Origin of the sequence: Pseudomonas weihenstephanensis (assembly GCF_001043055.1) — a bacterium.
In the GTDB taxonomy this organism is placed as follows: Bacteria; Pseudomonadota; Gammaproteobacteria; order Pseudomonadales; family Pseudomonadaceae; genus Aquipseudomonas; species Aquipseudomonas weihenstephanensis.
Map to the genome: position 1 here is coordinate 32762 of NZ_JYLF01000012.1, position 24306 is coordinate 57067.

At 58.9% G+C, this 24306-nt stretch carries 21 protein-coding genes; all 21 read left to right on the forward strand.

Features of this window, described 5'->3' with window-relative positions:
- The first annotated feature begins 58 nt into the window (after window positions 1-58).
- The gene (locus tag TU86_RS20850; protein ID WP_048366221.1) at window positions 59-799 is read left to right on the forward strand and encodes a flagellar basal body rod protein FlgF; all 741 of its coding nucleotides are present in this window, start codon (window positions 59-61) and stop codon (window positions 797-799) included.
- A 44-nt stretch (window positions 800-843) separates the two neighbouring features.
- Entirely contained in the window at window positions 844-1629 is a 786-nt protein-coding gene (flgG, locus tag TU86_RS20855; protein ID WP_048366222.1) for a flagellar basal-body rod protein FlgG, read from the forward strand.
- Window positions 1630-1678: 49 nt separating this feature from the next.
- Window positions 1679-2374: a flagellar basal body L-ring protein FlgH gene (gene flgH, locus TU86_RS20860; RefSeq protein WP_048366223.1), complete on the forward strand. Its 696-nt coding sequence runs from the start codon at window positions 1679-1681 to the stop codon at window positions 2372-2374.
- Between the two features lie 43 nt (window positions 2375-2417).
- Complete coding sequence (locus tag TU86_RS20865; RefSeq protein WP_048366224.1) at window positions 2418-3527, forward strand: flagellar basal body P-ring protein FlgI; 1110 nt, start codon at window positions 2418-2420, stop codon at window positions 3525-3527.
- Between the two features lie 10 nt (window positions 3528-3537).
- Window positions 3538-4806: a flagellar assembly peptidoglycan hydrolase FlgJ gene (gene flgJ, locus TU86_RS20870; protein ID WP_048366225.1), complete on the forward strand. Its 1269-nt coding sequence runs from the start codon at window positions 3538-3540 to the stop codon at window positions 4804-4806.
- Window positions 4807-4816: 10 nt separating this feature from the next.
- Window positions 4817-6862 (forward strand): flagellar hook-associated protein FlgK, encoded by a 2046-nt coding sequence (gene flgK, locus TU86_RS20875; protein ID WP_048366226.1) that lies wholly within the window; start codon window positions 4817-4819, stop codon window positions 6860-6862.
- A gap of 14 nt (window positions 6863-6876) precedes the next feature.
- Window positions 6877-8454, forward strand: coding sequence for a flagellar hook-associated protein 3 (locus TU86_RS20880; protein WP_048366227.1), 1578 nt, complete (start codon window positions 6877-6879; stop codon window positions 8452-8454).
- Window positions 8455-8815: 361 nt separating this feature from the next.
- Entirely contained in the window at window positions 8816-9742 is a 927-nt protein-coding gene (locus TU86_RS20885) for a ketoacyl-ACP synthase III (RefSeq protein WP_048366228.1), read from the forward strand.
- A 232-nt stretch (window positions 9743-9974) separates the two neighbouring features.
- On the forward strand, window positions 9975-11720 hold the full coding sequence (locus TU86_RS20890; protein WP_048366229.1) for a flagellin N-terminal helical domain-containing protein: 1746 nt from the start codon (window positions 9975-9977) through the stop codon (window positions 11718-11720).
- A gap of 71 nt (window positions 11721-11791) precedes the next feature.
- The gene (locus TU86_RS20895) at window positions 11792-12136 is read left to right on the forward strand and encodes a flagellar protein FlaG (RefSeq protein WP_048366230.1); all 345 of its coding nucleotides are present in this window, start codon (window positions 11792-11794) and stop codon (window positions 12134-12136) included.
- A gap of 82 nt (window positions 12137-12218) precedes the next feature.
- The gene (gene fliD / locus TU86_RS20900) at window positions 12219-13580 is read left to right on the forward strand and encodes a flagellar filament capping protein FliD (RefSeq protein WP_048366231.1); all 1362 of its coding nucleotides are present in this window, start codon (window positions 12219-12221) and stop codon (window positions 13578-13580) included.
- Window positions 13581-13718: 138 nt separating this feature from the next.
- Window positions 13719-14108 carry a flagellar export chaperone FliS gene (fliS, locus tag TU86_RS20905; protein WP_048366232.1) on the forward strand — a complete coding sequence of 130 codons (390 nt, stop codon included), beginning with the start codon at window positions 13719-13721 and terminating at the stop codon, window positions 14106-14108.
- Between the two features lie 27 nt (window positions 14109-14135).
- Window positions 14136-14429, forward strand: a complete 294-nt coding sequence (fliT, locus tag TU86_RS20910; protein WP_048366233.1) for a flagellar protein FliT — start codon at window positions 14136-14138, stop codon at window positions 14427-14429.
- 178 nt (window positions 14430-14607) lie between these two features.
- On the forward strand, window positions 14608-16083 hold the full coding sequence (locus TU86_RS20915; RefSeq protein WP_048366234.1) for a sigma-54 dependent transcriptional regulator: 1476 nt from the start codon (window positions 14608-14610) through the stop codon (window positions 16081-16083).
- Between the two features lie 160 nt (window positions 16084-16243).
- On the forward strand, window positions 16244-17428 hold the full coding sequence (locus TU86_RS20920) for a sensor histidine kinase (protein ID WP_048366235.1): 1185 nt from the start codon (window positions 16244-16246) through the stop codon (window positions 17426-17428).
- 5 nt (window positions 17429-17433) lie between these two features.
- Window positions 17434-18837 (forward strand): sigma-54-dependent transcriptional regulator, encoded by a 1404-nt coding sequence (locus tag TU86_RS20925; protein WP_048366316.1) that lies wholly within the window; start codon window positions 17434-17436, stop codon window positions 18835-18837.
- Window positions 18838-19037: 200 nt separating this feature from the next.
- On the forward strand, window positions 19038-19367 hold the full coding sequence (gene fliE, locus TU86_RS20930; RefSeq protein ID WP_048366236.1) for a flagellar hook-basal body complex protein FliE: 330 nt from the start codon (window positions 19038-19040) through the stop codon (window positions 19365-19367).
- 15 nt (window positions 19368-19382) lie between these two features.
- Complete coding sequence (gene fliF / locus TU86_RS20935) at window positions 19383-21167, forward strand: flagellar basal-body MS-ring/collar protein FliF (RefSeq protein ID WP_048366237.1); 1785 nt, start codon at window positions 19383-19385, stop codon at window positions 21165-21167.
- Window positions 21160-22182 carry a flagellar motor switch protein FliG gene (gene fliG, locus TU86_RS20940; RefSeq protein ID WP_048366238.1) on the forward strand — a complete coding sequence of 341 codons (1023 nt, stop codon included), beginning with the start codon at window positions 21160-21162 and terminating at the stop codon, window positions 22180-22182. Before fliF ends, fliG begins: the two co-directional genes overlap by 8 nt.
- Window positions 22183-22956 carry a flagellar assembly protein FliH gene (gene fliH / locus TU86_RS20945; RefSeq protein ID WP_048366239.1) on the forward strand — a complete coding sequence of 258 codons (774 nt, stop codon included), beginning with the start codon at window positions 22183-22185 and terminating at the stop codon, window positions 22954-22956.
- Window positions 22946-24304 carry a flagellar protein export ATPase FliI gene (fliI, locus tag TU86_RS20950; RefSeq protein WP_048366240.1) on the forward strand — a complete coding sequence of 453 codons (1359 nt, stop codon included), beginning with the start codon at window positions 22946-22948 and terminating at the stop codon, window positions 24302-24304. Before fliH ends, fliI begins: the two co-directional genes overlap by 11 nt.
- The last annotated feature ends 2 nt before the right edge of the window (window positions 24305-24306 follow it).

A 24306-nucleotide genomic window follows, 5' to 3' on the forward strand; every position in this document is an offset into this window, starting at 1 on the left:
CTTAGAGGACTTCAGTACAGCGGTGGGCGGCAAACGTCCGTCAGGCAGAGGAAAGACTGTGGACAAGTACCTTTATGTGGCAATGACCGGCGCCAGCCAGAACGCACTGGCGCAGAAGGCGCATGCCAACAATCTGGCGAACATCTCAACCAATGGTTTTCAGCGTGACCTGGAGCAGGCGCGTTCGATGCCGGTGTTCGGTGACAGCTTTCCGGCGCGTGCCTTTGCACTGTCGGAACGCCCGGCCACGGATTTCACCGCTGGCGCGTTGGTCGAAACCGGTCGTGACCTGGACGTAGCCGTGCAGGGCGATGGTTGGTTGGCGGTGCAGGCGCCTGACGGCAGCGAAGCTTACGTGCGCACCGCGAGCATGAATGTGGATGCCTTGGGCATTCTGCGGGCCGGTAACGGCATGCCGATCATGGGCAATGGCGGGCCGATTGCCGTGCCGCCGCAGCAGCAGATCGAAGTCGGTGAAGACGGCACCATCAGTATCCGCGCCATGGGCGAAGGCCCGCGGGTGATGGCCGAAGTTGACCGGATCAAGATGGTGCAGCCAGACCTCAAGAACATGACCAAGGGCCTCGACGGTCTGATTCACACCAAAGACGGCCAACCGGCTGTGGCCGACGCCAACGTGCGTGTGGTCTCGGGCTTTCTGGAAGCCAGCAACGTGAACGCGGTGGACGAGATGACCTCGGTGTTGGCCCTGGCCAAGCAGTTCGAGTTGCACATCAAGATGATGAACACCGCCAAAGAAGACGATCAGGCCATGACGCGCGTCCTGTCCATCAGCTAATTATTTAACGCGGCGCCGAAAAACCGGCGCGCGAGGAGAACTGCATGCTTCCGGCACTCTGGGTTGCAAAAACAGGTTTGGCTGCACAAGACACCAACCTGACCACCATTTCCAACAACTTGGCCAACGTGTCGACCACCGGTTTCAAACGTGATCGTGCCGAGTTCCAGGACTTGCTCTACCAGATCAAACGCCAGCCAGGCGCCCAGTCGACTCAGGACAGCGAGCTGCCATCGGGCCTGCAAGTGGGTACGGGTGTGCGCATCGTCGGCACGCAAAAGAACTTCGCGGCCGGTAGCCTGCAAACCACCGAGCAGCCGCTGGACCTGGCCATCAATGGCCGTGGGTTCTTCCAGATCATGCAGCCGGACGGCACCACGTCCTATACCCGTGACGGTACTTTCCACCTGGACTCCAACGGCCAGATCGTGACCGCCAATGGCTTTGCCCTGGAACCTGCCATTGTGGTGCCTGCGGATGCGCAGACCTTCACCGTGGGGCAGGACGGCACTGTGTCGGTGACCATCGCCGGCAACCCGGCGGCCCAGGTCATCGGCAACTTGCAGACGGCGGACTTCATCAACCCGGCGGGTTTGCAGGCGCAGGGCGGTAACCTGTTCCTTGAAACCGCGTCCAGCGGTGCGCCACAAATCGGCACGCCGGGCCTCAATGGCTTTGGTCTGACCATGCAAAGCATGCTCGAAAACTCGAACGTCAGCACCGTGGAAGAAATGGTCAACATGATCACCACGCAGCGTGCCTACGAGATGAACTCCAAAGTCATCTCCACCGCTGACCAAATGCTGTCCTTCGTCACGCAAAATCTGTAATCACGTCGACAAGGCGGCCCCAAGGTCGCCTGCAACTGCGGGAGAGGTCATGAAACGCTTGTTTTCTGTTCTGGTACTGGGCGGTATCACCGTATTGGCGGGCTGTGTCAGCCCGCCACCACGGGCCAACGATCCGTACTACGCGCCGGTGTTGCCGCGCACGCCGTTGCCGGCGGCGGCCAATAACGGTTCGATCTATCAGGCAGGCTTTGAGCAGAACCTGTACAGCGACCGCAAGGCGTTCCGGGTGGGTGACATCATCACCATCACCCTGAATGAGAGGACGCAGGCGAGCAAAAACGCCAACTCGCAGATCGGCAAGAACAGCAACACCAGCATCGGCCTCACGTCGTTGTTCGGCAGCGGCCTGACCACCAACAACCCGCTGGGCAGTGGTGATTTGAGCTTGAATGCCGGTTACAGCGGCAGCCGCGCCAGCAAAGGCGACAGTAAAGCCGGGCAGGGCAACAGTTTGACCGGCTCGGTGACCGTGACGGTGGCCGATGTCTTGCCCAACGGCATCATCGCAGTGCGCGGCGAGAAGTGGATGACCTTGAACACCGGTGATGAGCTGGTGCGTATTGCCGGTTTGGTGCGCTCGGACGATATTTCGACCGACAACACCGTGTCTTCGACCCGTGTGGCAGATGCGCGCATCACCTACTCGGGCACCGGTTCGTTTGCCGATGCGAGCCAACCGGGCTGGTTTGACCGTTTCTTCCTGAGTCCGCTGTTCCCGTTCTAAGCGAACCCTTTTTAAGTGCTCCTCTTTAAGTGATGGCCCCACCATGTTCAACCTCAAGCATCTGCTGGCAGCCGTACTGCTACTGTCCACAACCCTTGGCGCCCACGCCGAGCGGTTGAAAGACATTGCCAGCATTTCGGGCGTACGGACCAACCAATTGATTGGTTATGGCTTGGTGGTCGGGCTTAACGGCACGGGCGACCAAACCACGCAAACCCCGTTCACCCTGCAAACGTTCAACAACATGCTCTCGCAGTTCGGCATCAAAGTGCCGCCAGGCTCGGGCAACGTGCAGTTGAAAAACGTGGCAGCGGTGTCGATCAGCGCCGATTTACCAGCGTTTGCCAAGCCGGGTCAGGTGGTGGACATCACCGTGTCCTCCATTGGTAACTCCAAAAGCCTGCGCGGCGGCACGCTGTTACTGACCCCGTTAAAAGGCATTGATGGCAACGTCTACGCCATTGCGCAGGGCAACCTGGTGGTCGGTGGTTTTGATGCCGAAGGCCGCGACGGTTCCAAAATCACCGTTAACGTGCCCTCGGCCGGTCGCATCCCCGGTGGTGCCTCGGTTGAACGTGCGGTACCGAGTGGCTTCAATCAGGGCAACAGCCTCACGCTGAACCTCAACCGTTCGGACTTCACCACTGCCAAGCGTGTGGTCGACAAAATCAACGACCTGCTCGGCCCTGGCGTGGCGCAAGCCATTGACGGCGGTTCGGTGCGTGTCACCGCGCCACTGGACCCAAGCCAGCGGGTCGATTACCTGTCGATTCTGGAAAACCTCGAAGTCGATCCGGGGCAGGCGGTGGCCAAGGTCATCATCAATTCGCGCACCGGCACCATCGTGATTGGGCAAAACGTCAAGGTGTCGCCTGCTGCCGTGACCCACGGCAGCCTGACCGTGACCATTACCGAAGACCCGATCGTCAGCCAGCCGGGGCCTTTGTCCAATGGCCAGACGGCAGTGGTGCCGCGTTCGCGGGTTAACGCTCAGCAAGAAGCCAAGCCGATGTTCAAGTTTGGTCCGGGCACCACGCTGGACGAAATTGTGCGTGCAGTGAATCAGGTAGGCGCAGCGCCAGGTGACTTGATGGCGATTCTTGAAGCACTCAAACAGGCCGGCGCCTTGCAAGCCGACCTGATCGTGATCTGAGGCCTGCGTCATGGATATACGTAAGAGTGGTGTGGTCAGTGGCAGCGATTCGGGCGCGTATACCGACCTCAATCGTCTGAATAACTTGAAGGTGGGCGACCGCGAAAGCGAAGGCAATATGCGCAAGGTTGCGCAGGAATTTGAGTCGTTGTTCCTCAACGAAATGCTCAAGTCCATGCGTTCCGCCAACGAAGTGCTGGGTAAGGACAATCCACTCAACACCCCGGCCGCCAAGCAGTATCAGGAAATGTACGACCAGCAACTGTCGGTGACGTTGTCCCGTCAGGGCGGAGGCATTGGTCTGGCTGACGTATTGATGCGGCAAATGTCGAAAAACAAGTCAGCCGTGCCGGGCGATACGCCGCCTGCCACGGCGCTCACGGCCGAGGCCAAAGCGGCCACGCCGACCGCCGCTGTGACTCCGGCAGACAGCCCGTTCGTGCGCTCCAACGGTCAGCGACCGCTGTGGGCCTCGCGTGTGGCGCTGGCACCGAGCGCCGCGCAGGGCGGGCATCAGAATGACATGGCGCTGCTCAATCAGCGGCGTCTGGCGTTGCCGACCAAGCTCACGGACCGCTTGCTGGCTGGCATCGTGCCATCGGCTGACCCGGCGCGCTCCACGCTCAATACCGATGCGGTGCCGGGGCGCACCAGTGCCTCGATGGACGCGGTGCTTAAAGGCAGTCGCCAGCCGATGCTCAGTGCAGCGGGTGCTCAAGGGCGGATGCAGGTCTACGGCCGTGCCGTGGCCCAGCCGCCGTTGGCACCGGCGAAAAAAGCCTTCGAGTCGCCAGACGCCTTCGTGGCCACCATGTTGCCGATGGCGCAGCAAGCGGCCGCCCGCATTGGTGTCGATCCGCTGTACCTGGTGGCACAAGCTGCACTGGAAACCGGTTGGGGCAAGTCGGTCATGCGTCAACAAGATGGCACCAGCAGTCATAACCTGTTCGGCATCAAGGCCACGGGCAGTTGGCAGGGCGCTCAGGCGCGCGCCATCACCAGTGAGTTCAAAGGCGGGCAGATGGTCAAGGAGACGGCGGACTTCCGTTCCTACGATTCGTATCAAGACAGCTTCCACGATTTGGTGACGCTGTTGCAGAGCAACAATCGTTATAAAGAAGTGCTGAACGCGGCCGATAAACCAGAACAATTTGTACGCGAGCTGCAAAAGGCCGGTTACGCAACCGATCCGGCGTACGCCAGCAAGATTTCGCAAATAGCCAAACAGATGAAGACCTACCAGAGCTATGCCTCGACAGGTTCTCTCACGCATTTATAAGGTTTGAACCATGGCGAGTTTGATCAACATCGGGATGTCGGGGCTGAACGCCAGCCAAGGGGCATTGGCCACGGTCGGCAACAACATTGCCAACGCTAACGCGGCGGGTTACTCGCGCCAGCAAATCGTGCAGGGCACGGCGGGTTCGCAGCAATCGGGCGGTGTGTTTATTGGCACCGGCACCACGCTGGCGGACGTGCGCCGTGTTTACAACGCCTACCTCGACGCCCAGTTGCAAACCACCACCTCGCTCAATGGCGACGCGCAAGCCTATCTCGATCAGATCGGCCCTATCGACAAATTGCTGTCGGATAAAAGCACGGGTGTGTCCGCGGCCCTGAGCAGCTTTTTCGCCTCGCTGCAAGCCTCGGCGGGTGCGCCGGGTGATGCGTCCGCGCGTGATTTGCTGCTGGGCAACGCCAAAACCTTGAGCAACCGTTTCAATTCGATTGCCAGCCAGCTCAATCAGCAAAACGAAGGCGTCAATAGCCAGCTTGAAACCTTGACCTCGATGGTCAACCAGCACTCGGCCACCATTGCCTCGCTGAACAAGCAAATTGCCCAGGCGACCACGTCGGGTAACACCCCCAATGACCTGCTGGATGCGCGCAACGAGGCGGTTCGCTCGCTTAATGAGCTGGTCGGCGTGACGGTTCAAGAACACGACAACGTGTACGACATTACCCTGGGCACCGGTCAGGCACTGGTGCTGGGCAATACCAGCAACACCTTGTCGGCGGTGCCGGGTAAAACCGATAAAAGCCAATTTACGATCCAGATCAACACCCCGTCTTCGAACTCGGACGTCACCTCTGCGTTGTCCGGTGGCAAGATCGGCGGCCTGATTCGCTACCGTGACGAGGTGCTCGCACCGGCGATCAATGAGCTGGGGCGCACCGCTCTGGTGGTGGCAGACGCCATCAACAAGCAGTTGGGACAGGGCCTGGATGCCAACGGCGAGTTCGGCGCCTCGCTGTTCAACAACATCAACAGTGCCAAAGCCATCAGCGAGCGCAGCCTGGCTGCCACCGGCAACAGTGCTGGCTCGGGCAATCTGGATGTCACGATCACCGACAGTGGCGCGTTGACCACCTACGACTATCAGGTGACGTTCAGCAGTAACAATGACTACAGCGTACGGCGCTCCGATGGCACCGACATGGGGTCGTTCAAGCTGGATCAGAAGCCTGCGCCCCAGATTGACGGCTTCACCATGAGCCTCAACGGCGGTGCGCTGGACAAGGGCGACAGCTTCAAAGTCAGCCCCACCCGCAGCGGCGCGACCAACATCGGCGCGCAGATGAGCGACTCCAGCAAATTGGCGTTTGCCGGGCCGTTGGTGGCGAGCAAGGGCGGCTCAAACAGCGGCACGGGCGTGGTCAATGGCCTGGACCTGACGCAAGCACTCAACATCTATGGCGGCGCGGGCCTGGGCCTGGCGCAAAGTGAAATCGAGGGTGCCATGCCCGTGCGCATTGCCTTCGACGAAGCGGTCAACGGTGTGCAGGGTTATCGCGTGCTGAACGAGCAGGGCGACGAAATCGGCAAGGGCACCGTGGTGCCGGGGCAGGACAACAAGGTCACGATCAACGTGCCCGTGCTGGACGCTGCCGGTCAGCCGGTGTTGAACCCGGACGGCTCGAAGAAAACCGTCGATTTCAATACCACCATCAGCGGTTCGCCGGGCAAGGGCGACACGTTCGACATCAAGTTCAACAAAGACGGCAAGTCGGACAACACCAACGCCAACAAGATGCTGGATTTGCAGACCAAACCGACCGTGGGCGTAAACAGCGGCGGCGGTGGCGTGAGCATGGCCACCTCGTACAGCCAGTTGGTGTCCAAGGTCGGCGGCAAGGCCAGTCAAGCGGCGGTTGATGGCACGGCCACCAATGCGGCGCTGTCTTATGCGGCTGCCAGCCGCAGCTCGGTGTCTCAGGTCAACCTGGATGAAGAAGCGTCCAACCTGGTCAAGTTTCAGCAGTACTACACGGCTTCGTCGCAAATTATCAAAGCGGCGCAAGAAACTTTCAGCGTGCTGATCAACAGCCTTTAAGGGAGTCGCCGACGATGCGTATTTCTACTGCCCAGTTCTTTGAGACCAGTGCGTCCAAATACCAGAACAACTTCGCTTCGGTGATCAAGACCCAAACCCAGATCGACTCCGGCGTGCGCATTCAATCGGCCGCGGATGACCCGGTGGGTGCCGCGCGTTTGCTGCAATTGCAGCAGCAAAAAGACATGTTGGCGCAGTACACCACCAACATGAACGGCATTAAATCGTCACTGGCCAACCAGGAGTCAGTGTTGACCAGCATCGACAACGCCATGCAGAAAGCCTACGAGCTGGCATTGCAGGCAGGCGGTGGCGTGGTCAGTGATGCGGATCGCACCTCGATTGCCAATGAGCTGGGCAACATTGAAGAGCAGGTGTTCAGCCTGCTCAACAGCAAAGACGCCAACGGCGACTACATGTTCTCCGGTTCCAAGACCGACACCCCGCCGTATGCGCGTAACAATGACGGCACTTACACTTATCAGGGCGATGACACGCAACTGAACCTCAAAGTGTCTGACACGCTGACCATTGCGGGCAGTGACACCGCAAAAAGTATCTTCGAAGGCGCGACCAACACCGGTCGCACCCAGGCCGAACTCACCACCAAGCCGCCCTTGGCCGCTGATGGCACGGTTTCGGTGTCGGCAGGTTTGATCACCTCAAGCCCAGTGTTTAACAAGAGCTTTGCTGACGGTCAGCCGTACGAGCTTGAGTTCACCAGCAGCACGCAGTACATCCTGCGCGACCGGACCGGCAAAGACGTGACCTCTGAAGTGCCCGGCACCGGCACTTTCGATGCTACCAAGGAGGGGGCGCACAGCATCAGCCTGCGCGGTGTGCAGTTTGACATCAACCTGAACCTCAAGGATATCGCGCCAGCGGATCAGGACGATGCGGTCAAGGGTCACATCTTTACCCTGCAAGCCAAGCCGGACTCGTTCAGCGCAGCGCGCAGCCCTGGCAATAACTCCACGTCGCAAATCACCAGCAGTACCGTGGATGACGCCAAGGCTTATGGCGACAGCTTCCCGGCCAGTGGCGCAGTGATCAAGTTCACCAGCGACACCGAGTACGAGATTTATGCCCAGCCAGTGACGGCCAACAGCAAATCGATTGCCAAGGGCACCATGACCGGCGATTCGATCACCGCGATGGGGGTCAAGTTTGACTTCACCGGCGCGCGCGAGGCGGGCGACCAGTTTGTGGTCAAGGGCAATAACCACCAGAGCCAGAGTGCGCTGGACACCATCAGTCAACTGCGCCAGGCATTGGCTACACCGACGGATGAAAACCCGGCCGCCAAGCAAAAGCAGACGGACATTATCAATGCGTCGGTGGGCAACCTTAAAAACGCCATGGCCGGTGTGGATAACGCACGCGGTTCAATCGGTGCGCGATTGAAAGCGGTGGATGTACAGACCAACGAAAACGAAAGCATGCGCCTGGCCAACGACTCCACCACGGCCGCCATCGGCAACACGGACATGGCGGGTGCATCTATTGACCTGGCCTTCCAAAAGGCCATGCTCGAAGCCTCGCAGCTGGCGTTCGTGAAAATCTCCCAGTTGAGCCTGTTCAACAAAATCTGATCCCGCTCTGAACCCTGCGCCAGACACCTTCGGGTGCGCTGGTGCAGGGCTTCGCTCGCAACGACCACCTCTGTTTTCAGCGCCTGCACAAGCCCGCTACGCAGCTTTGTGTTCGCTTATCTGAAAGTCGGCTTGAAACGTTTTGTATAAACCACACAAAATAGAGTGACCTATGGGTCATAATGCGCATCTTCACTGTATCGTGTGCAACGTTCGGGCGGATGCCGGGCCTTTTAAGGCTGTTTTGGGTATTTTCAGGCATCCACTTTCGCCGCTTTTATGCGCGACGAAGCCCTTTTATTGTCAGCGCCCCTCGTTCGTGAGCGGGTGATCTCCAGCTATTGAGTATTGGGAAGCCACAATGATTGGCATTAAAAGCATCGCCAGTTACGTGCCGGCAAACGGCGTAGACAACTACGCCCAAGGCGCGAAGTTCTCCAAGGACGAAGAATTTATTCTGGGCAAGATTGGTTCGGCATTCCTGCCGCGCAAAGATGCTGACCAGGAAACCTCGGATCTGTGTGTCGAAGCCGTCAACGCGCTGTTCGCCAACAACCCGCAGCTCAAGCGCGAATCCATCGACGCGCTGATCGTCATCACCCAAAACGGTGATGAAGAAGGCTTGCCTCATACCTCGGCCATCGTGCAGGACAAACTCGGCCTGCCGACCCACGTGGCTGCGTTCGATATTTCGCTGGGGTGCTCGGGCTACGTTTACGGCCTCTACGCGATGAAAGGCTTCATGGAGGCCACGGGCCTGAAAAACGGCCTGCTGATCACGGCTGATCCGTACTCCAAAATCGTCGACCCTGAAGACCGTAACACCACCATGTTGTTTGGTGACGCCGCCACGGCCACCTGGATGGGTGAAGACGCGCTGTGGCAGTTGGGCAAAGCCAAGTTCGGCACCGACGGTTCGGGTGCGCCGCACCTGAAAGTCAGCGACGGGGTGTTCTTCATGAACGGCCGTCAAGTGTTCAACTTCGCGCTGCTCAAAGTCCCTGCGCACCTGCACGAGTTGATTGACGAATCTGACCTTAAAGCCGAAGACATCGACGCGTTCTGCATTCACCAGGGCAGTGCGGCAATTGTTGACGCGGTGGCGCGCCGTTTTGAAGGCGAGCCTGAGAAGTTCATCAAGGACATGGTCGAGACCGGCAATACCGTGTCGTCGAGCATTCCATTGTTGCTCGAAAAACACGCGCTGGACACCACCTGGAAGCGCGTGGCACTCAGCGGCTTCGGTGTGGGCCTGTCGTGGGGTTCGGCGATCATCCATCGCCCGTAAGCTTTTTCACGCAATCCTCAAGCGCCCGTGGCCTAAAGCCATGGGCGTTTTGCATTCTACGGGGTGTGTAAACCCCTGAAATGCAAGGGATGGCACCCGGCCAGTAAAAAATTTCAAAAAAGCCCTCAAGCAACTTGCTTTCACGACGATAACTATTACGAAGGTTCTCTAGGCCACACCCGGCGGTTGCCAGGGCCGGAAGCCGCAGTACTCAATCCACGAGGAATTCGTCATGTCCATGTCAGTAAACACCAACATCACTTCGTTGAGCGTTCAGAAGAACCTGAACAAAGCCGGCGATGCCTTGAGCACCTCGATGAACCGTCTGTCCTCCGGCCTGAAAATCAACAGCGCCAAAGACGACGCTGCCGGCATGCAGATCGCCAACCGTCTGACCTCCCAGGTTAAAGGCATGACTGTTGCTATCGCGAACGCCAACAACGGCACCTCGATTGCTCAGACTGCTGAAGGCGCAATGCAAGAGTCGACCAACATTCTGCAACGTCTGCGTGAACTGGCTCTGCAGTCCGCTAACGGTGACAAAAGCGACGCTGACCGTGCATCCCTGCAACAAGAATTCACAGCCAAAACCGGTGAGCTGACCCGTATCGCTCAAACCACTACTTTCGGTGGTCGTAACCTGCTGGACGGTTCGTTCCAGAACGTTGGCTTCCAGATCGGTTCTGACGCCAACCAGACTATCTCGTTCGGTATGACCGACATCAGCGCCACGGGCCTGAAAGGTACTTACAGCGAAGCCAGCGTCAAGGGTGACACCACTCAGCTGTCGGCCTCTGTGACGGCTAAAGCGATCGAACTGCCAGGCGCCAAGCCAGCAGTTATGACCACCAGCAACTTTGTTCAGACCGGTGCTAATTACACGGCTCCAACGGGTACTGACCAGACCTTCCAGATCAATGGTAAAGATGTAACCGTTAAAGTCGGTGACGACATCGACGCCGCACTGCTGGCCATTCAAGGTGCAGGCATCACCGGCGTAACTGCTGCTAAAGCAGGTACCACGCTGACGCTGACTTCTGCTTCCGCTATTGATATCACCGGTACTAACACTGTATTTGGTGCTGCAACGGCTTCGGGCGGCGTAACGACGATTGCTACTCCTGCCGTGACTGGCAAGCTGGACGCTGCTGCATCGATCAACATCAATGGCACCAACGTCAAATTCGCAGCGGGCGAAGACCTGGCCGCTATCGCGGGCAAAATCAACACGGCAAACACGGCTAGCAAGTTCGGCGTGACCGCCGCTGTATCGTCCGAAGGCCGTCTGGAACTGACGTCGACTGACGGTAAAGCTGTCAAGTTGGGTAACGGTACAGGTCCGGTTGCTGAAGGCGGCGCTGGCGCACTGGCTAAGTTGGGTCTGTCGGCGGGTACCACTGAAGCCAAGCTGGCTTCGGACACCTCTATCAACCTGAACGGTACTGAAGTCAAGTTCACCGCTGGCTCGACCATGGCTGACATCGTGTCGTCCATCAACAGCGCAAGCACCGGTGTGACTGCCAGCGTTGATAAGTCGGACAACAGCCTGAAGCTGTTCTCCACCAAAGACATCACCATTGCTGATGGTAGCTCGGGCAAAGGCTTGGCCACTCTGGGCCTGACCGCTGCTGCTGCTGCACCGACTACCGCTGTGAAAATGGACACCTCGGTTGCTGATCTGAGCATCCTGAAGTCCGAATCGGCTCAACAAACCATCCAGGCTCTGGACGGCGCGATTCAGCAGATCGACACTCAGCGTTCGCAGCTGGGTGCTGTACAAAACCGTTTCACCAGCACTGTGTCTAACCTGCAAAGCATCACCGAGAACTCGACGGCTGCCCGTAGCCGTGTTCAAGATGCTGACTTCGCTTCCGAAGCCGCTGAACTGACCAAGCAACAAACCCTGCAACAGGCTTCGACTGCAATCCTGTCCCAGGCTAACCAACTGCCATCCGCTGTACTGAAGCTGCTTCAGTAATCTAGCGCTTGGTTGATAACGGAAGGGCGCGTTTACGTGCCCTTTCGTTTTTTCAGTGTTGAGGTGATGACATGGACATGAGCATCAAGCTGAATGCGGCCTATCCGGCCACAGCAGGGCAATCCAACCCGACGCCTGCGCACGTTGCACCCCCCAAGGCTGACGTTGACGCCGAGCCAGGTAAACAACCTGAGCGCGCAGAGCTTGAAAAGGCCGTCAACGATATACGCGAATTCGTACAGTCTACTCAGCGCAAGCTGGATTTTTCGATTGATGACACCACGGGCGTGGTTGTGGTCAAGGTGATCGCCACCGATAGTGGTGAGGTGATTCGCCAGCTCCCTTCTGAAACGGCATTGAAACTGGCGCAGAGCCTGACAGACGCTAACAGTCTGTTGTTTCGTACCAATGCCTGAAGGTGGCATGAATTGTGAAGCTGTCTGCGGACTCGGCGTTGTGCGCCAATAAAGCGGCAGCCAGCGGAAAAGGAGAAAACAGATGGCTAGTTCAACGATTACCGGCATTGGGTCGGGCTTTGACACTCAAGGTATTGTGAAAGCGCTGGTGGCGGCGGAACGCGCACCCAAAGACTCGCAAATCCTCAAGCAGCAAACCACGGCCACCACGCAGCTGTCGGCTGTGGGGACGGTAAAAGTCGCGCTGGAAACCTACCGTGCTGCGCTGACCAAGCTCAACACCGCGACCAGTTTCAGTGGTTTGACCGGTACCTCGTCTGAAGAAAAAACTGCCAAGGTCACCATTGATGACGCGGCGTCGACCGGTAAATACCAGCTGGAAGTCACGCAGCTGGCCACGGCAGCCAAAGTCAGCTCTGCGGTGTTTGCAGGCGGCAGTTCGGCCAAGGTCAACCCGAGCGATTCGGCGACCACGTTGACCATTTCCCAGTCGGGCAAGGATTACAACGTGTCGATCCCGGCCGGGGCGACCATGCAGGAAGCGCGTGAGGCCATTAACACGCAGCTGGAATCCAAAGGCATCAGCGCCAACGTGTTGAGTGATGCCAAAGGTGCGCGCCTGGTCATTACCTCGACCGACACTGGCGAAGGTTCGGACATCACCCTGAGCGGTGAGTCAGAGTTGGCCAAAGGCTTTACCACCGGTGATCCGCCGCAGAATGCCAAGTTCAAGATTGATGGCTTCGAAATGGAGTCCAAGAGCAACAAGGTCACCGCAGCGATCAGTGGTGTGACGCTTGAGCTTAATCGCGTCGACAAAGACCCGATCACCATTAACGTGGGCGTGAACAACGACACCTTGAAAACCTCGGTGCAGTCGTTTGTCTCGGCCTACAACGCGTTGATGACCACAATTAACGCGCAGACCAAAGTCACGGCCACAGGCGATGCGTCGACCACCACCGCAGGTGCCTTGACCGGGGATGCCTCCATGCGTCAATTGGTCAACAGCATGCGCGGTGAGTTGGTGCAGGGCAGCGGCTCGTTCAATGTCATGGCTTTGTCGCAAATGGGCATTACCACAGACCAGAAAACAGGTTTGCTGAGCCTGGAGGACAAAGCCTGGAACAAGGCAATGGAGAAGAACTCGGGTGATGTGTCCAAGGTGTTTTTGGGCAAAGACGGCCTGATTTCGCGGATGAACAAGAGTACAGAGTCCTACGTTGGCTCGACGGGCCTGCTGGCCACGCGCAGCAACGACATCAACACCAAGTTGACCGATTTGACCAAGCAAAAATTGGATCTGGATCGACGCATGGACAGCATGCAAACAGCCTTGAGCGCCAAGTACACGGCGATGGACACCATGATCGCCAAGATCAACGCCGGCAGCTCCAGCATCATGACCACCTTGAATGCGCTCAATAACCCCAAATCCAGCTGATCACGGGTAAGCCTTCACGGTCAGGCTGACCCTTATCGGGTCAGCCAGGCGTGTTGTTCTTAAAGTTTTTGCTGATGCAGTCGACATACCTATCAAGACTCACCTATTTTCGGCTGCCCCCTGTTACGAGGTTAAAACATGAACCCGATGAGAGCCCTTCGTCAGTATCAGAAGGTTAATTCCCACGCCCAGATCTCCGAAGCCAGCCCGCATCGTCTGATTCAGATGCTGATGGAGGGGGCGCTTGATCGCATGGCACAAGCCAAAGGCGCGATGAGTCGCAACGACCTGCCGCAAAAAGCACTGCTGATCACCAAGGCCATCGAAATCATTACGGGTCTGCGTCAGGGCCTGGATGAAGAGAAAGCCGAGGACAAGGACGCGATGCAGCAACTGGACAGCTTGTACGAGTACATGACCGTACGCTTGACCCAGGCCAATGCGGCAAACGACCCTGAACTGATCGACGAAGTCGCCCGCCTGCTGATCACCGTAAAAAGTGGTTGGGATGCGATCGCGCCGCAATAAGCTGCCCGCCGCCCTGAGGATTGCGCCATGAGCCAATTGCAACGAATTCAAGAAACCCGTGAGGCGCTGATCGATGCGCTGGCTGAGCGCAACTGGGACGCTATCGGCGAACTGGATACCGCCTGTCGGGTTTGCGTTGAGAATGTGCTAGCCGAAAAGCCGGTCGACGAAGCCACGCTGCGCGAAAATCTTGAGGGCTTGTTGGTGGTTTATCGCATGTTGCTGGAGGCTGCCACCGGGGAACGCCAGCTCGTGGTGGACCAGATGGCACAGATCAACCAAGCAAAAAATGCTTCAAAGGTTTACCATCTGTTTGGTTAAGACCTAAAAATTTTGTGGTTAAGTGCGTTTTGCCGCGCCATAAAATTGACTGTGTACAGTTTTTTGACTTAACTAGTGCTGTTTTCTGATTTCAGTCGTCTTAGATATCCAAACGGGTCAAGGCGTCTAGCTTGCCCCACCATCAGGGCATTGAGTTGACTAGGGAAGTTGCTATTGCATGTGGCGTGAAACCAAAATTCTGCTGATCGATGACGATAGCGTTCGCCGCCGCGATTTGGCGGTGATTTTAAATTTTCTGGGCGAAGAAAATTTAGCCAGCGCGAGCAACGACTGGCAGCAGGTGGTCGGTTCCCTGGCCTCCAGCCGCGAAGTCCTCTGCGTGCTCGTCGGTGACGTGAGCAGCGCAGGCGGTACCTCGAGCTTGCTTAAGACCCTGGCCACATGGGATGAGTTCCTTCCCGTTCTACTTTTGGGCGATATTTCTTCGGCAGACCTGCCGGAAGACCAGCGCCGTCGTGTGTTGTCCAGCCTCGAAATGCCCCCCAGCTACAGCAAATTGCTTGATTCGCTGCACCGTGCCCAGGTCTATCGCGAGATGTATGACCAGGCCCGCGAGCGCGGTCGTCATCGTGAACCCAATCTGTTCCGCAGCCTGGTCGGCACCAGCCGCGCGATTCAGCATGTGCGCCAAATGATGCAGCAAGTGGCTGACACTGACGCCAGTGTGTTGATCCTGGGCGAGTCCGGTACCGGCAAAGAAGTGGTCGCGCGCAACCTGCATTACCATTCCAAGCGCCGCGACGCGCCCTTTGTGCCCGTTAACTGTGGGGCGATTCCGGCAGAACTGCTCGAAAGCGAGCTGTTCGGTCACGAAAAGGGCGCCTTCACCGGTGCTATCACCAGCCGTGCCGGGCGTTTTGAACTGGCCAATGGCGGTACGCTGTTCCTCGACGAAATCGGCGACATGCCGCTACCGATGCAGGTCAAACTGCTGCGGGTATTGCAGGAACGCACCTTTGAGCGTGTGGGCAGCAACAAAACCCAATGCGCTGACGTGCGCATCATTGCCGCCACCCACAAAAACCTCGAAAGCATGATTGAAGTCGGCGCCTTCCGCGAAGACTTGTACTACCGCCTCAATGTGTTCCCGATTGAAATGGCCCCGTTGCGCGAGCGTGTCGAAGACATTCCGCTGCTGATGAACGAGCTGATTTCGCGCATGGAGCACGAAAAGCGCGGCTCTATCCGTTTCAACTCTGCTGCCATCATGTCGTTGTGCCGCCACGGCTGGCCGGGCAACGTACGTGAGCTGGCCAACCTGGTGGAGCGCATGGCCATCATGCACCCGTACGGGGTGATCGGCGTGGCCGAGCTGCCGAAGAAGTTTCGTTACGTCGATGACGAAGACGAGCAGTTGGTCGACAGCTTGCGCAGTGACATGGAAGAGCGCGTGGCCATTAATAACGCCACGCCGGATTTCACCGCCACCGCCATGCTGCCGCCCGAAGGTCTGGACCTCAAAGACTACCTCGGTGGTCTGGAGCAGGGCCTGATTCAGCAGGCGCTGGACGACGCCAATGGCATTGTGGCGCGCGCCGCAGAGCGGCTGCGTATCCGCCGCACCACGCTGGTCGAAAAGATGCGCAAGTACGGCATGAGCCGTCGCGAAGGGGAAGAACAGGCGGAGGATTGACGCCTGTTTTTTAACCTACTGATTTTAAAGTGATTTTTTTTCGGCACGGGTATTGCTAAGTCTCTGCTAACGAACCGTTTAATGACGGTCAGCCACGCGAGAACGTACCATGCCCCAGTCCGCCCAGCAGTCCTCCCTCCCTGATCTCGCAGGGCAGGCCATGTCCCTTGTTGCTGCGCCGGTCAATTCGGTGGAGCAAGCCAGTCGGGAAGGGCTTGAGCAAGCGTTCTCGCTGTTCAACCAGATGTCGACTCAGTTGACCGATTCCTACAGCCTGCTTGAAGCACGGGTTACCGAGCTTAAAGGCGAGTTGGCGGTGGTCAGCGCGCAGCGGATGGCCGAGCTGGCGGAAAAAGAGCGCCTGGCCAACCGGCTGCAAAACCTCCTTGATCTGTTACCGGGCGGGGTCATCGTGATTGATGATCGCGGCCGTGTGCGCGAGGCCAACCCGGCGGCCAGTGAATTGCTCGGCCTGCCGCTGGTGGGCGAGCTGTGGCGTCACGTCATCTCCCGCTGCTTTGCTCCGCGTGAAGACGATGGGCACGAGATTTCGTTGATTGATGGTCGGCGCTTGTCGATTTCCACCCGCTCGCTGGATGCTGAACCTGGGCAGTTGGTGTTGCTTAACGACCTGACAGAAACCCGGCGCCTGCAAGATCAGTTGGCACGGCACGAGCGTTTGTCGTCGCTGGGGCGCATGGTGGCCTCGTTGGCGCACCAGATCCGCACGCCATTGTCGGCCGCGTTGATTTACGCCAGTCATTTGACTGAACAGGTGCTGCCGGTCGAAACACAGCAGCGTTTTGCCGGTCGCCTTAAAGAACGCCTGCACGAGCTGGAGCACCAGGTGCGCGACATGCTGGTGTTTGCACGCGGCGAGTTGCCGTTGACCGATCGGGTCACGCCCAAGGCGCTGATGCAATCGCTGCAAGCTGCTGCGCAGACCCATGTCGAAGGTATTGCGATGCGCTGGCAGTGCGATATCCACGCCGGTGAAGTGCTGTGCAATCGTGACACGCTGGTGGGCGCGCTGCTGAATCTGATTGAAAACGCGTTACAGGCCGGTACGCCTCAGGTGCGCCTCAAGGTGCATGTGTACGCGCGCGATAACACCTTGCGCCTGTGCGTAAGTGACAGCGCCAGTGGCATCGAGCCTCGGGTGCTGGAACGTTTGGGTGAGCCGTTTTTCACCACTAAAGCTACAGGCACCGGGTTGGGGCTGGCCGTGGTCAAGGCGGTGGTGCGGGCGCATCAGGGCGAGCTGCAATTCCATTCACGGCTGGGTCGCGGCACCTGCGCGTTGCTCAGCCTGCCGCTGATTCCTGGCGCGGCGGAGGCGAACTGATGGTAATGCGAATCAAAGTGCTGCTGGTTGAAGATGACCGCTCCCTGCGCGAAGCCCTGGCCGACACCTTGTTATTGGCGGGGCATGGTTTTCATGCAGTTGGCTCGGCTGAAGAAGCGCTGGAGGCGGTGGCGGCCGAACCCTTTAGCCTGGTGGTCAGCGACGTGAACATGCCGGGCATGGACGGGCACCAGTTGCTGGGTCTGCTGCGGGCGCGGCAACCGCAACTGCCGGTGCTGCTCATGACCGCGCACGGGGCGGTGGAGCGGGCGGTGGATGCCATGCGCCAAGGCGCAGCGGATTATCTGGTCAAGCCGTTTGAACCCAAGGCTTTGCTTGATCTGGTGGCGCGCCATGCGCTGGGTTGTCTTGGTGTAGCAGAAGCCGAAGGCCCGGTGGCCATCGAGCCTGCCAGCGCGCAGTTGCTGGAACTGGCGGCGCGGGTAGCGCGCAGTGATTCCACGGTGTTGATCTCGGGCGAGTCCGGCACGGGTAAAGAAGTGCTGGCGCGCTATATCCATCAACATTCGCATCGGACCCGTCAGCCCTTTGTCGCCATCAACTGCGCGGCGATCCCGGACAACATGCTCGAAGCCACGTTGTTCGGTCATGAAAAAGGCTCATTCACCGGTGCGATTGCGGCGCAAGCGGGCAAGTTTGAGCAGGCCGATGGTGGCACGTTGCTGCTCGACGAGATTTCCGAAATGCCGTTGGGCTTGCAGGCCAAGTTGTTGCGGGTGCTGCAAGAGCGTGAAGTGGAGCGCGTGGGTGGCCGTAAGCCGATTGCCCTGGATATCCGCGTGGTGGCCACCACTAACCGCGATTTGGCGGGCGAAGTGGCGGCGGGGCGCTTTCGCGAAGACTTGTACTATCGCCTTTCGGTGTTTCCGTTGGCTTGGCGCCCGTTGCGCGAGCGCACCGCCGACATTCTGCCGCTGGCCGAGCGCTTGCTGGCCAAGCACATCAGCAAGATGAAACACACGGCCGTGCGTTTTTCGCCCGCCGCACAAGCGTGCCTGACCGCTTATGCCTGGCCTGGGAATGTGCGAGAGCTGGACAACGCGATTCAGCGCGCCCTGATCTTGCAGCACGGGGGCTTGATCGAGGCGGCGGATTTTTGTCTGGCGGGCCCGGTGGCGTGCGCGCCGTTGCCGGCTATCAGCAGCGCCAGTTTGTCGGCGCCCGTCGAGAGCGTGGCGGGGCCCGCAGGGGAGTCCGCAGGCGCGCTGGGCGATGACCTGCGTCGCCGTGAGTTTCAGATGATCATTGACACCTTGCGCACTGAGCGCGGACGGCGCAAAGAAGCGGCCGAGCGCCTGGGCATCAGCCCGCGCACGTTGCGCTACAAACTGGCACAAATGCGCGATGCGGGCATGGACGTTGAAGCGTACCTGTTCGCCTCAAGCTGACCCCATGCCTGCAGGCACTGAAGCAGGTTGCGGCAGCGCCTACAGGAAGGGTGTTTTTATAAACATCCCGTTTGTCTGGCTGGGACCTTTTGTTACGCAATTTGTTCCAGATCAACAAACAACTGGCACCCTTGTTGCTAACACCTGAGTAGATGCTGTGTGAGTGTCAAAAAATTGCGGGCCGTCGGAGAGAGTAGTCCATGAGCCAAGGTATTGAATTTAATCGAATGATGTTGGACATGCGGGCCATGCAAATGGACGCTATGGCCCAGAAATCAGCGGTGCAAGCGCCCGCTGAAGTGGGCGCCAGCAGCTTCTCCGACATGCTGGGCAACGCGATCAATAAGGTCAGCGATACCCAACAGGCGTCGAGCCAGTTGTCGAACGCCTTTGAAATCGGCAAAAGCGGTGTTGACCTGACTGACGTGATGATCGCATCGCAGAAAGCCAGTGTTTCTTTTCAGGCATTGACCCAAGTACGCAACAAGCTGGTTCAGGCGTACCAAGACATCATGCAGATGCCGGTTTAAGGACGATATTAGGTCATGGCAGAAGCAGTTGCTGATAACGTCCCGGCCAAGGCAGGCTCAACAGATGGCAAGCCGCCACTGTTCGGGCTGTCCTTTCTGGAAAACCTTTCCGAGATGACCATGTTGCGTCAGGTTGGCCTTATGGTCGGTCTGGCGGCGAGCGTGGCGATTGGTTTTGCCGTCGTGTTGTGGTCGCAACAGCCCGATTACCGGCCGCTGTATGGCAGCCTGGCCGGTATGGATGCCAAGCAGGTCATGGAAACCCTGGCCGGCGCCGACATTCCTTACACCGTTGAGCCCAACTCCGGCGCATTGCTGGTCAAGGCTGATGACGTGGCCCGTGCGCGCCTCAAACTGGCCGCCGCCGGTGTGTCGCCGACCGACAGCAACATCGGTTTCGAGATTCTGGACAAAGACCAAGGGCTTGGGACCAGCCAGTTCATGGAGGCCACGCGCTATCGTCGTGGCTTGGAAGGCGAATTGGCCCGCACCATTTCCAGCCTCAATAACGTCAAGGGCGCACGCGTTCACCTGGCCATTCCTAAAAGCTCGGTGTTTGTGCGCGATGAGCGCAAACCCAGCGCCTCGGTGTTGGTGGAGTTGTATTCGGGCCGCTCACTGGAGCCGGGTCAAGTACTGGCCATTATCAATCTGGTGGCCACCAGCGTTCCCGAACTGACCAAGTCGCAAATCACCGTGGTCGACCAAAAAGGTAACTTGCTGTCGGATCAGGCGCAGGACTCTGAACTGACGATGGCCGGTAAACAGTTTGATTACAGCCGCCGCATGGAAAGCATGCTCACACAGCGCGTGCACAACATTCTGCAACCGGTGTTGGGCAACGACCGCTATAAAGCCGAAGTGTCGGCCGATGTGGATTTCAGCGCGGTAGAGTCCACCTCCGAACAGTTCAACCCCGACCAGCCGGCCTTGCGCAGCGAGCAATCCACCAGCGAGCAGCGCACCGCCAGCAACGGTCCGCAAGGTGTGCCGGGTGCGCTGAGCAATCAGCCGCCTGCGCCTGCGTCGGCCCCGCAGCAAACCGGGCAGGCGACAGCCGCCGCCGGTATGGTGCAGCCGGGTCAGCCGCTGCTCGATGCCAACGGTCAGCAAATCATGGACCCGGCCACGGGCCAGCCGATGCTTGCGCCGTACCCGGCTGACAAACGTTCGCAATCGACCAAAAACTTCGAGCTTGACCGCTCCATCAGCCACACCAAGCAGCAGCAAGGTAAAGTCAATCGCCTGTCGGTTGCCGTGGTGGTCGATGATCAGGTCAAGGTCAACCCGGCCAACGGGGACATCACCCGTGAGCCGTGGAGCACCGATCAACTGGCGCGCTTTACCCGTCTGGTGCAAGACGCCGTAGGCTTTGATGCCAGCCGTGGCGACAGCGTGAGCGTGATCAACGTGCCGTTCTCGGCCGAGCGTGGCGAAGTCATCGCCGAGATCCCGTTCTACTCGCAGCCGTGGTTCTGGGACATCGTCAAGCAAGTGCTCGGTGTGTTGTTCATCCTGGTGCTGGTGTTTGGCGTGTTGCGTCCGGTGTTGAACAACATCACCGGTCACGGGCGCAGTAAAGAATTGGCCTTGGGCAGTGATTCCGAGCTGGGTGGCATTGGCGGGCTGGACGGCGAGCTGTCCAACGACCGTGTCAGCCTGGGCGGGCCGCAAAGCATTCTGTTGCCGAGCCCAAGCGAAGGCTATGACGCTCAGTTGAACGCAATCAAGAGTCTGGTAGCAGAAGACCCGGGCCGCGTGGCTCAGGTCGTGAAAGAGTGGATCAACGCTGATGAGTGACAACCGAGCCGCCACCAATCCCAAGCTGACACGGGTCGACAAAGCCGCGATCCTGCTGCTGTCGCTTGGCGAAACTGACGCGGCCCAAGTGCTGCGGCACATGGGGCCCAAAGAAGTGCAGCGCGTGGGTGTGGCGATGGCGCAAATGCGCAACGTGCACCGCGAGCAGGTTGAACAGGTGATGAGCGAGTTCGTCGAAATTGTTGGCGACCAGACCAGCCTGGGCGTCGGTTCAGACGGCTACATTCGTAAAATGCTCACCCAGGCACTGGGTGAAGACAAGGCCAACGGCCTGATCGACCGCATCCTGTTGGGTGGCAACACCAGCGGGCTGGACAGCCTGAAATGGATGGAGCCGCGTGCGGTGGCGGATGTCATCCGCTTCGAACACCCGCAAATCCAGGCCATCGTGGTGGCATACCTCGACCCTGATCAGGCGGGCGAAGTGCTCGGGCACTTTGACCACAAGGCGCGGCTGGACATCATCCTGCGCGTCTCGTCGCTGAACACCGTGCAGCCGGCAGCGCTCAAAGAGCTGAACCAGATCCTTGAGAAACAGTTCTCCGGCAACTCCAACGCGGCCCGTACCACCTTGGGCGGCATCAAGCGTGCTGCCGATATCATGAACTTCCTCGACAGCTCGACCGAAGGGCAGTTGATGGACTCGATCCGCGAAATCGACGAAGACCTGTCCGGTCAGATCGAAGACCTCATGTTCGTGTTCAACAACCTGGCCGACGTCGACGACCGTGGCATTCAGGCACTGTTGCGCGAAGTGTCTTCGGACGTGCTGGTGTTGGCGCTCAAAGGCTCGGACGACAACGTTCAAGACAAGATTTTCAAAAACATGTCCAAGCGTGCCTCCGAACTGCTGCGCGACGACCTGGAGGCCAAGGGCCCGGTACGTGTCAGCGACGTCGAAACGGCGCAGAAAGAAATCCTCACCATCGCTCGCCGTATGGCCGAAGCCGGAGAAATTGTTCTCGGCGGGAAGGGCGGCGAAGAGATGATCTAAGTGAGCAATGCCAAGGGCGAGTCGCCCAGTGATGTGATCCGCGCCCGTGATGTCGGCGGTTTTGACGTGTGGTCCTTGCCCAGCTTTGACCCGTTTCGTGAAGAACCGGAGCCTGAGCCTGAGCCGGTCGAAGAGCTGCCGCCCGAAAGCGAAGAAGTCCCGCTGGAAGAAGTCCAGCCGCTGACCCTTGAAGAACTCGAAAGCATCCGTCAGGAGGCTTATAACGAAGGCTTCGCCACGGGTGAGAAAGAAGGTTTCCACAGTACCCAGCTCAAGGTGCGCCAAGAAGCCGACGCGGCCTTGAATGCCAAACTCGGCAGCCTTGAACGCTTGATGGGCAGCTTGTTTGCGCCGTTGGACGGGCAGGATGTGCAGCTTGAAAAGGCGATGGTGGGGTTGGTTGAGCACATGACGCGGCTGGTGATCCAGCGTGAGCTGAAAACCGATTCCAGCCAGATCGAGCAGGTGCTGCGCGAGAGCTTGAAGCTGTTGCCGATGGGCGCCGAAAACATTCGGTTGTTCATCAATCCGCAAGACTTCGAACAGATAAAGGCGCTGCGCGAACGCCACGATGCCAGTTGGCGGATTCTCGAAGACGACACGTTGCAAGCCGGTGGCTGCCGCGTCGAAACCGAACACAGCCGGATTGATGCGAGCATCGAGACCCGTATCAAACAGGCCATGAGCCAGTTGTTCGACCAACTTCACGAACAGGCGCTGCACCCGTCTGCGCCGGACATCGACGTCGACCTGGACCAGCCGGATGCACCTTAAACGCACCAGTTTCGCCAAGCGCCTGAGCGGCTACGCGCCTGCCATCACTTTGCCCGGTCAGCCGATTGTGGAAGGCCGCTTGCTGCGCATGGTCGGCCTCACACTGGAGGCCGAAGGTTTGCGTGCAGCGATGGGCAGCCGCTGCCTGGTGATCAACGACGACAGCTTTCACCCCGTCGAAGTTGAAGCGGAGGTGATGGGCTTTTCGGGCAGCAAAATCTTCCTCATGCCGGTGGGCAGCGTTGCAGGCATTGCGCCGGGTGCCCGCGTGGTACCGCTGGCCGATACCGGGCGTTTGCCGATGGGCATGAGCATGCTCGGTCGCGTACTCGACGGCGCGGGCCGTGCGCTGGACGGCAAAGGCGGGATGAAAGCCGAAGACTGGGTGCCGATGGACGGCCCCACCATCAACCCGCTCAAGCGTAACCCCATCAGCGTGCCGCTCGACGTAGGCATCCGCAGCATCAACGGTTTATTGACGGTCGGGCGCGGTCAGCGTTTGGGCCTGTTTGCCGGTACGGGCGTGGGTAAGAGTGTGTTGCTGGGCATGATGACCCGCTTCACCGAAGCCGACATCGTGGTGGTTGGGCTGATTGGTGAGCGGGGCCGTGAGGTCAAGGAATTCATCGAGCACATCCTCGGCGAAGAAGGCCTCAAGCGCTCGGTGGTGGTGGCGTCTCCGGCCGATGATGCGCCGCTGATGCGCATGCGTGCCGCCATGTACTGCACACGCATTGCCGAATACTTTCGCGACAAGGGCAAGAACGTCCTGTTGCTGATGGACTCCCTGACCCGCTTTGCCCAGGCGCAGCGGGAAATTGCCTTGGCCATTGGTGAGCCGCCCGCGACCAAGGGCTATCCGCCCTCCGTGTTCGCCAAACTGCCAAAACTGGTGGAGCGTGCCGGTAACGCAGAGGCGGGCGGTGGTTCGATCACGGCGTTCTATACCGTGCTGAGTGAAGGTGACGACCAGCAAGATCCGATTGCCGACTCGGCACGGGGCGTGCTCGACGGCCACATTGTGCTGTCGCGGCGTTTGGCCGAAGAAGGCCATTACCCGGCCATCGACATCGAAGCCTCCATCAGCCGGGTCATGCCCTCGGTGGTCACTGAAGAACACATGCGCCGTGCGCAGCAATTCAAACAGTTGTGGTCACGCTTCCAGCAAGCGCGGGACTTGATCAGCGTGGGCGCCTACGTACCGGGCGGGGATCGCGAAACCGACACGGCGATTGCCCTGCAACCGGCGATGGTGGCGTACTTGCGCCAAGGCTTGAACGACAACATCAGCCTGGCTGAAAGTGGCGGTCATCTGGGTTCCATCTTTGCCCCCGCGCCGGGCGGTTAATC

Excerpts from the sequence above, each read along its gene's own strand:
- fliT (WP_048366233.1), top strand. The coding sequence starts at position 14,136 with ATGAGCCAATTGCAACGAATTCAAGAAACCCGTGAGGCGCTGATCGAT.
- flgK (WP_048366226.1), top strand. The coding sequence starts at position 4,817 with ATGGCGAGTTTGATCAACATCGGGATGTCGGGGCTGAACGCCAGCCAA.
- TU86_RS20925 (WP_048366316.1), top strand. The coding sequence starts at position 17,434 with ATGCGAATCAAAGTGCTGCTGGTTGAAGATGACCGCTCCCTGCGCGAA.
- TU86_RS20865 (WP_048366224.1), top strand. The coding sequence starts at position 2,418 with ATGTTCAACCTCAAGCATCTGCTGGCAGCCGTACTGCTACTGTCCACA.
- TU86_RS20880 (WP_048366227.1), top strand. The coding sequence starts at position 6,877 with ATGCGTATTTCTACTGCCCAGTTCTTTGAGACCAGTGCGTCCAAATAC.
- fliS (WP_048366232.1), top strand. The coding sequence starts at position 13,719 with ATGAACCCGATGAGAGCCCTTCGTCAGTATCAGAAGGTTAATTCCCAC.
- flgG (WP_048366222.1), top strand. The coding sequence starts at position 844 with ATGCTTCCGGCACTCTGGGTTGCAAAAACAGGTTTGGCTGCACAAGAC.
- TU86_RS20920 (WP_048366235.1), top strand. The coding sequence starts at position 16,244 with ATGTCCCTTGTTGCTGCGCCGGTCAATTCGGTGGAGCAAGCCAGTCGG.
- TU86_RS20890 (WP_048366229.1), top strand. The coding sequence starts at position 9,975 with ATGTCCATGTCAGTAAACACCAACATCACTTCGTTGAGCGTTCAGAAG.
- TU86_RS20885 (WP_048366228.1), top strand. The coding sequence starts at position 8,816 with ATGATTGGCATTAAAAGCATCGCCAGTTACGTGCCGGCAAACGGCGTA.
- fliD (WP_048366231.1), top strand. The coding sequence starts at position 12,219 with ATGGCTAGTTCAACGATTACCGGCATTGGGTCGGGCTTTGACACTCAA.
- fliF (WP_048366237.1), top strand. The coding sequence starts at position 19,383 with ATGGCAGAAGCAGTTGCTGATAACGTCCCGGCCAAGGCAGGCTCAACA.
- TU86_RS20915 (WP_048366234.1), top strand. The coding sequence starts at position 14,608 with ATGTGGCGTGAAACCAAAATTCTGCTGATCGATGACGATAGCGTTCGC.
- fliE (WP_048366236.1), top strand. The coding sequence starts at position 19,038 with ATGAGCCAAGGTATTGAATTTAATCGAATGATGTTGGACATGCGGGCC.
- flgH (WP_048366223.1), top strand. The coding sequence starts at position 1,679 with ATGAAACGCTTGTTTTCTGTTCTGGTACTGGGCGGTATCACCGTATTG.
- TU86_RS20895 (WP_048366230.1), top strand. The coding sequence starts at position 11,792 with ATGGACATGAGCATCAAGCTGAATGCGGCCTATCCGGCCACAGCAGGG.
- fliI (WP_048366240.1), top strand. The coding sequence starts at position 22,946 with ATGCACCTTAAACGCACCAGTTTCGCCAAGCGCCTGAGCGGCTACGCG.
- fliG (WP_048366238.1), top strand. The coding sequence starts at position 21,160 with ATGAGTGACAACCGAGCCGCCACCAATCCCAAGCTGACACGGGTCGAC.
- flgJ (WP_048366225.1), top strand. The coding sequence starts at position 3,538 with ATGGATATACGTAAGAGTGGTGTGGTCAGTGGCAGCGATTCGGGCGCG.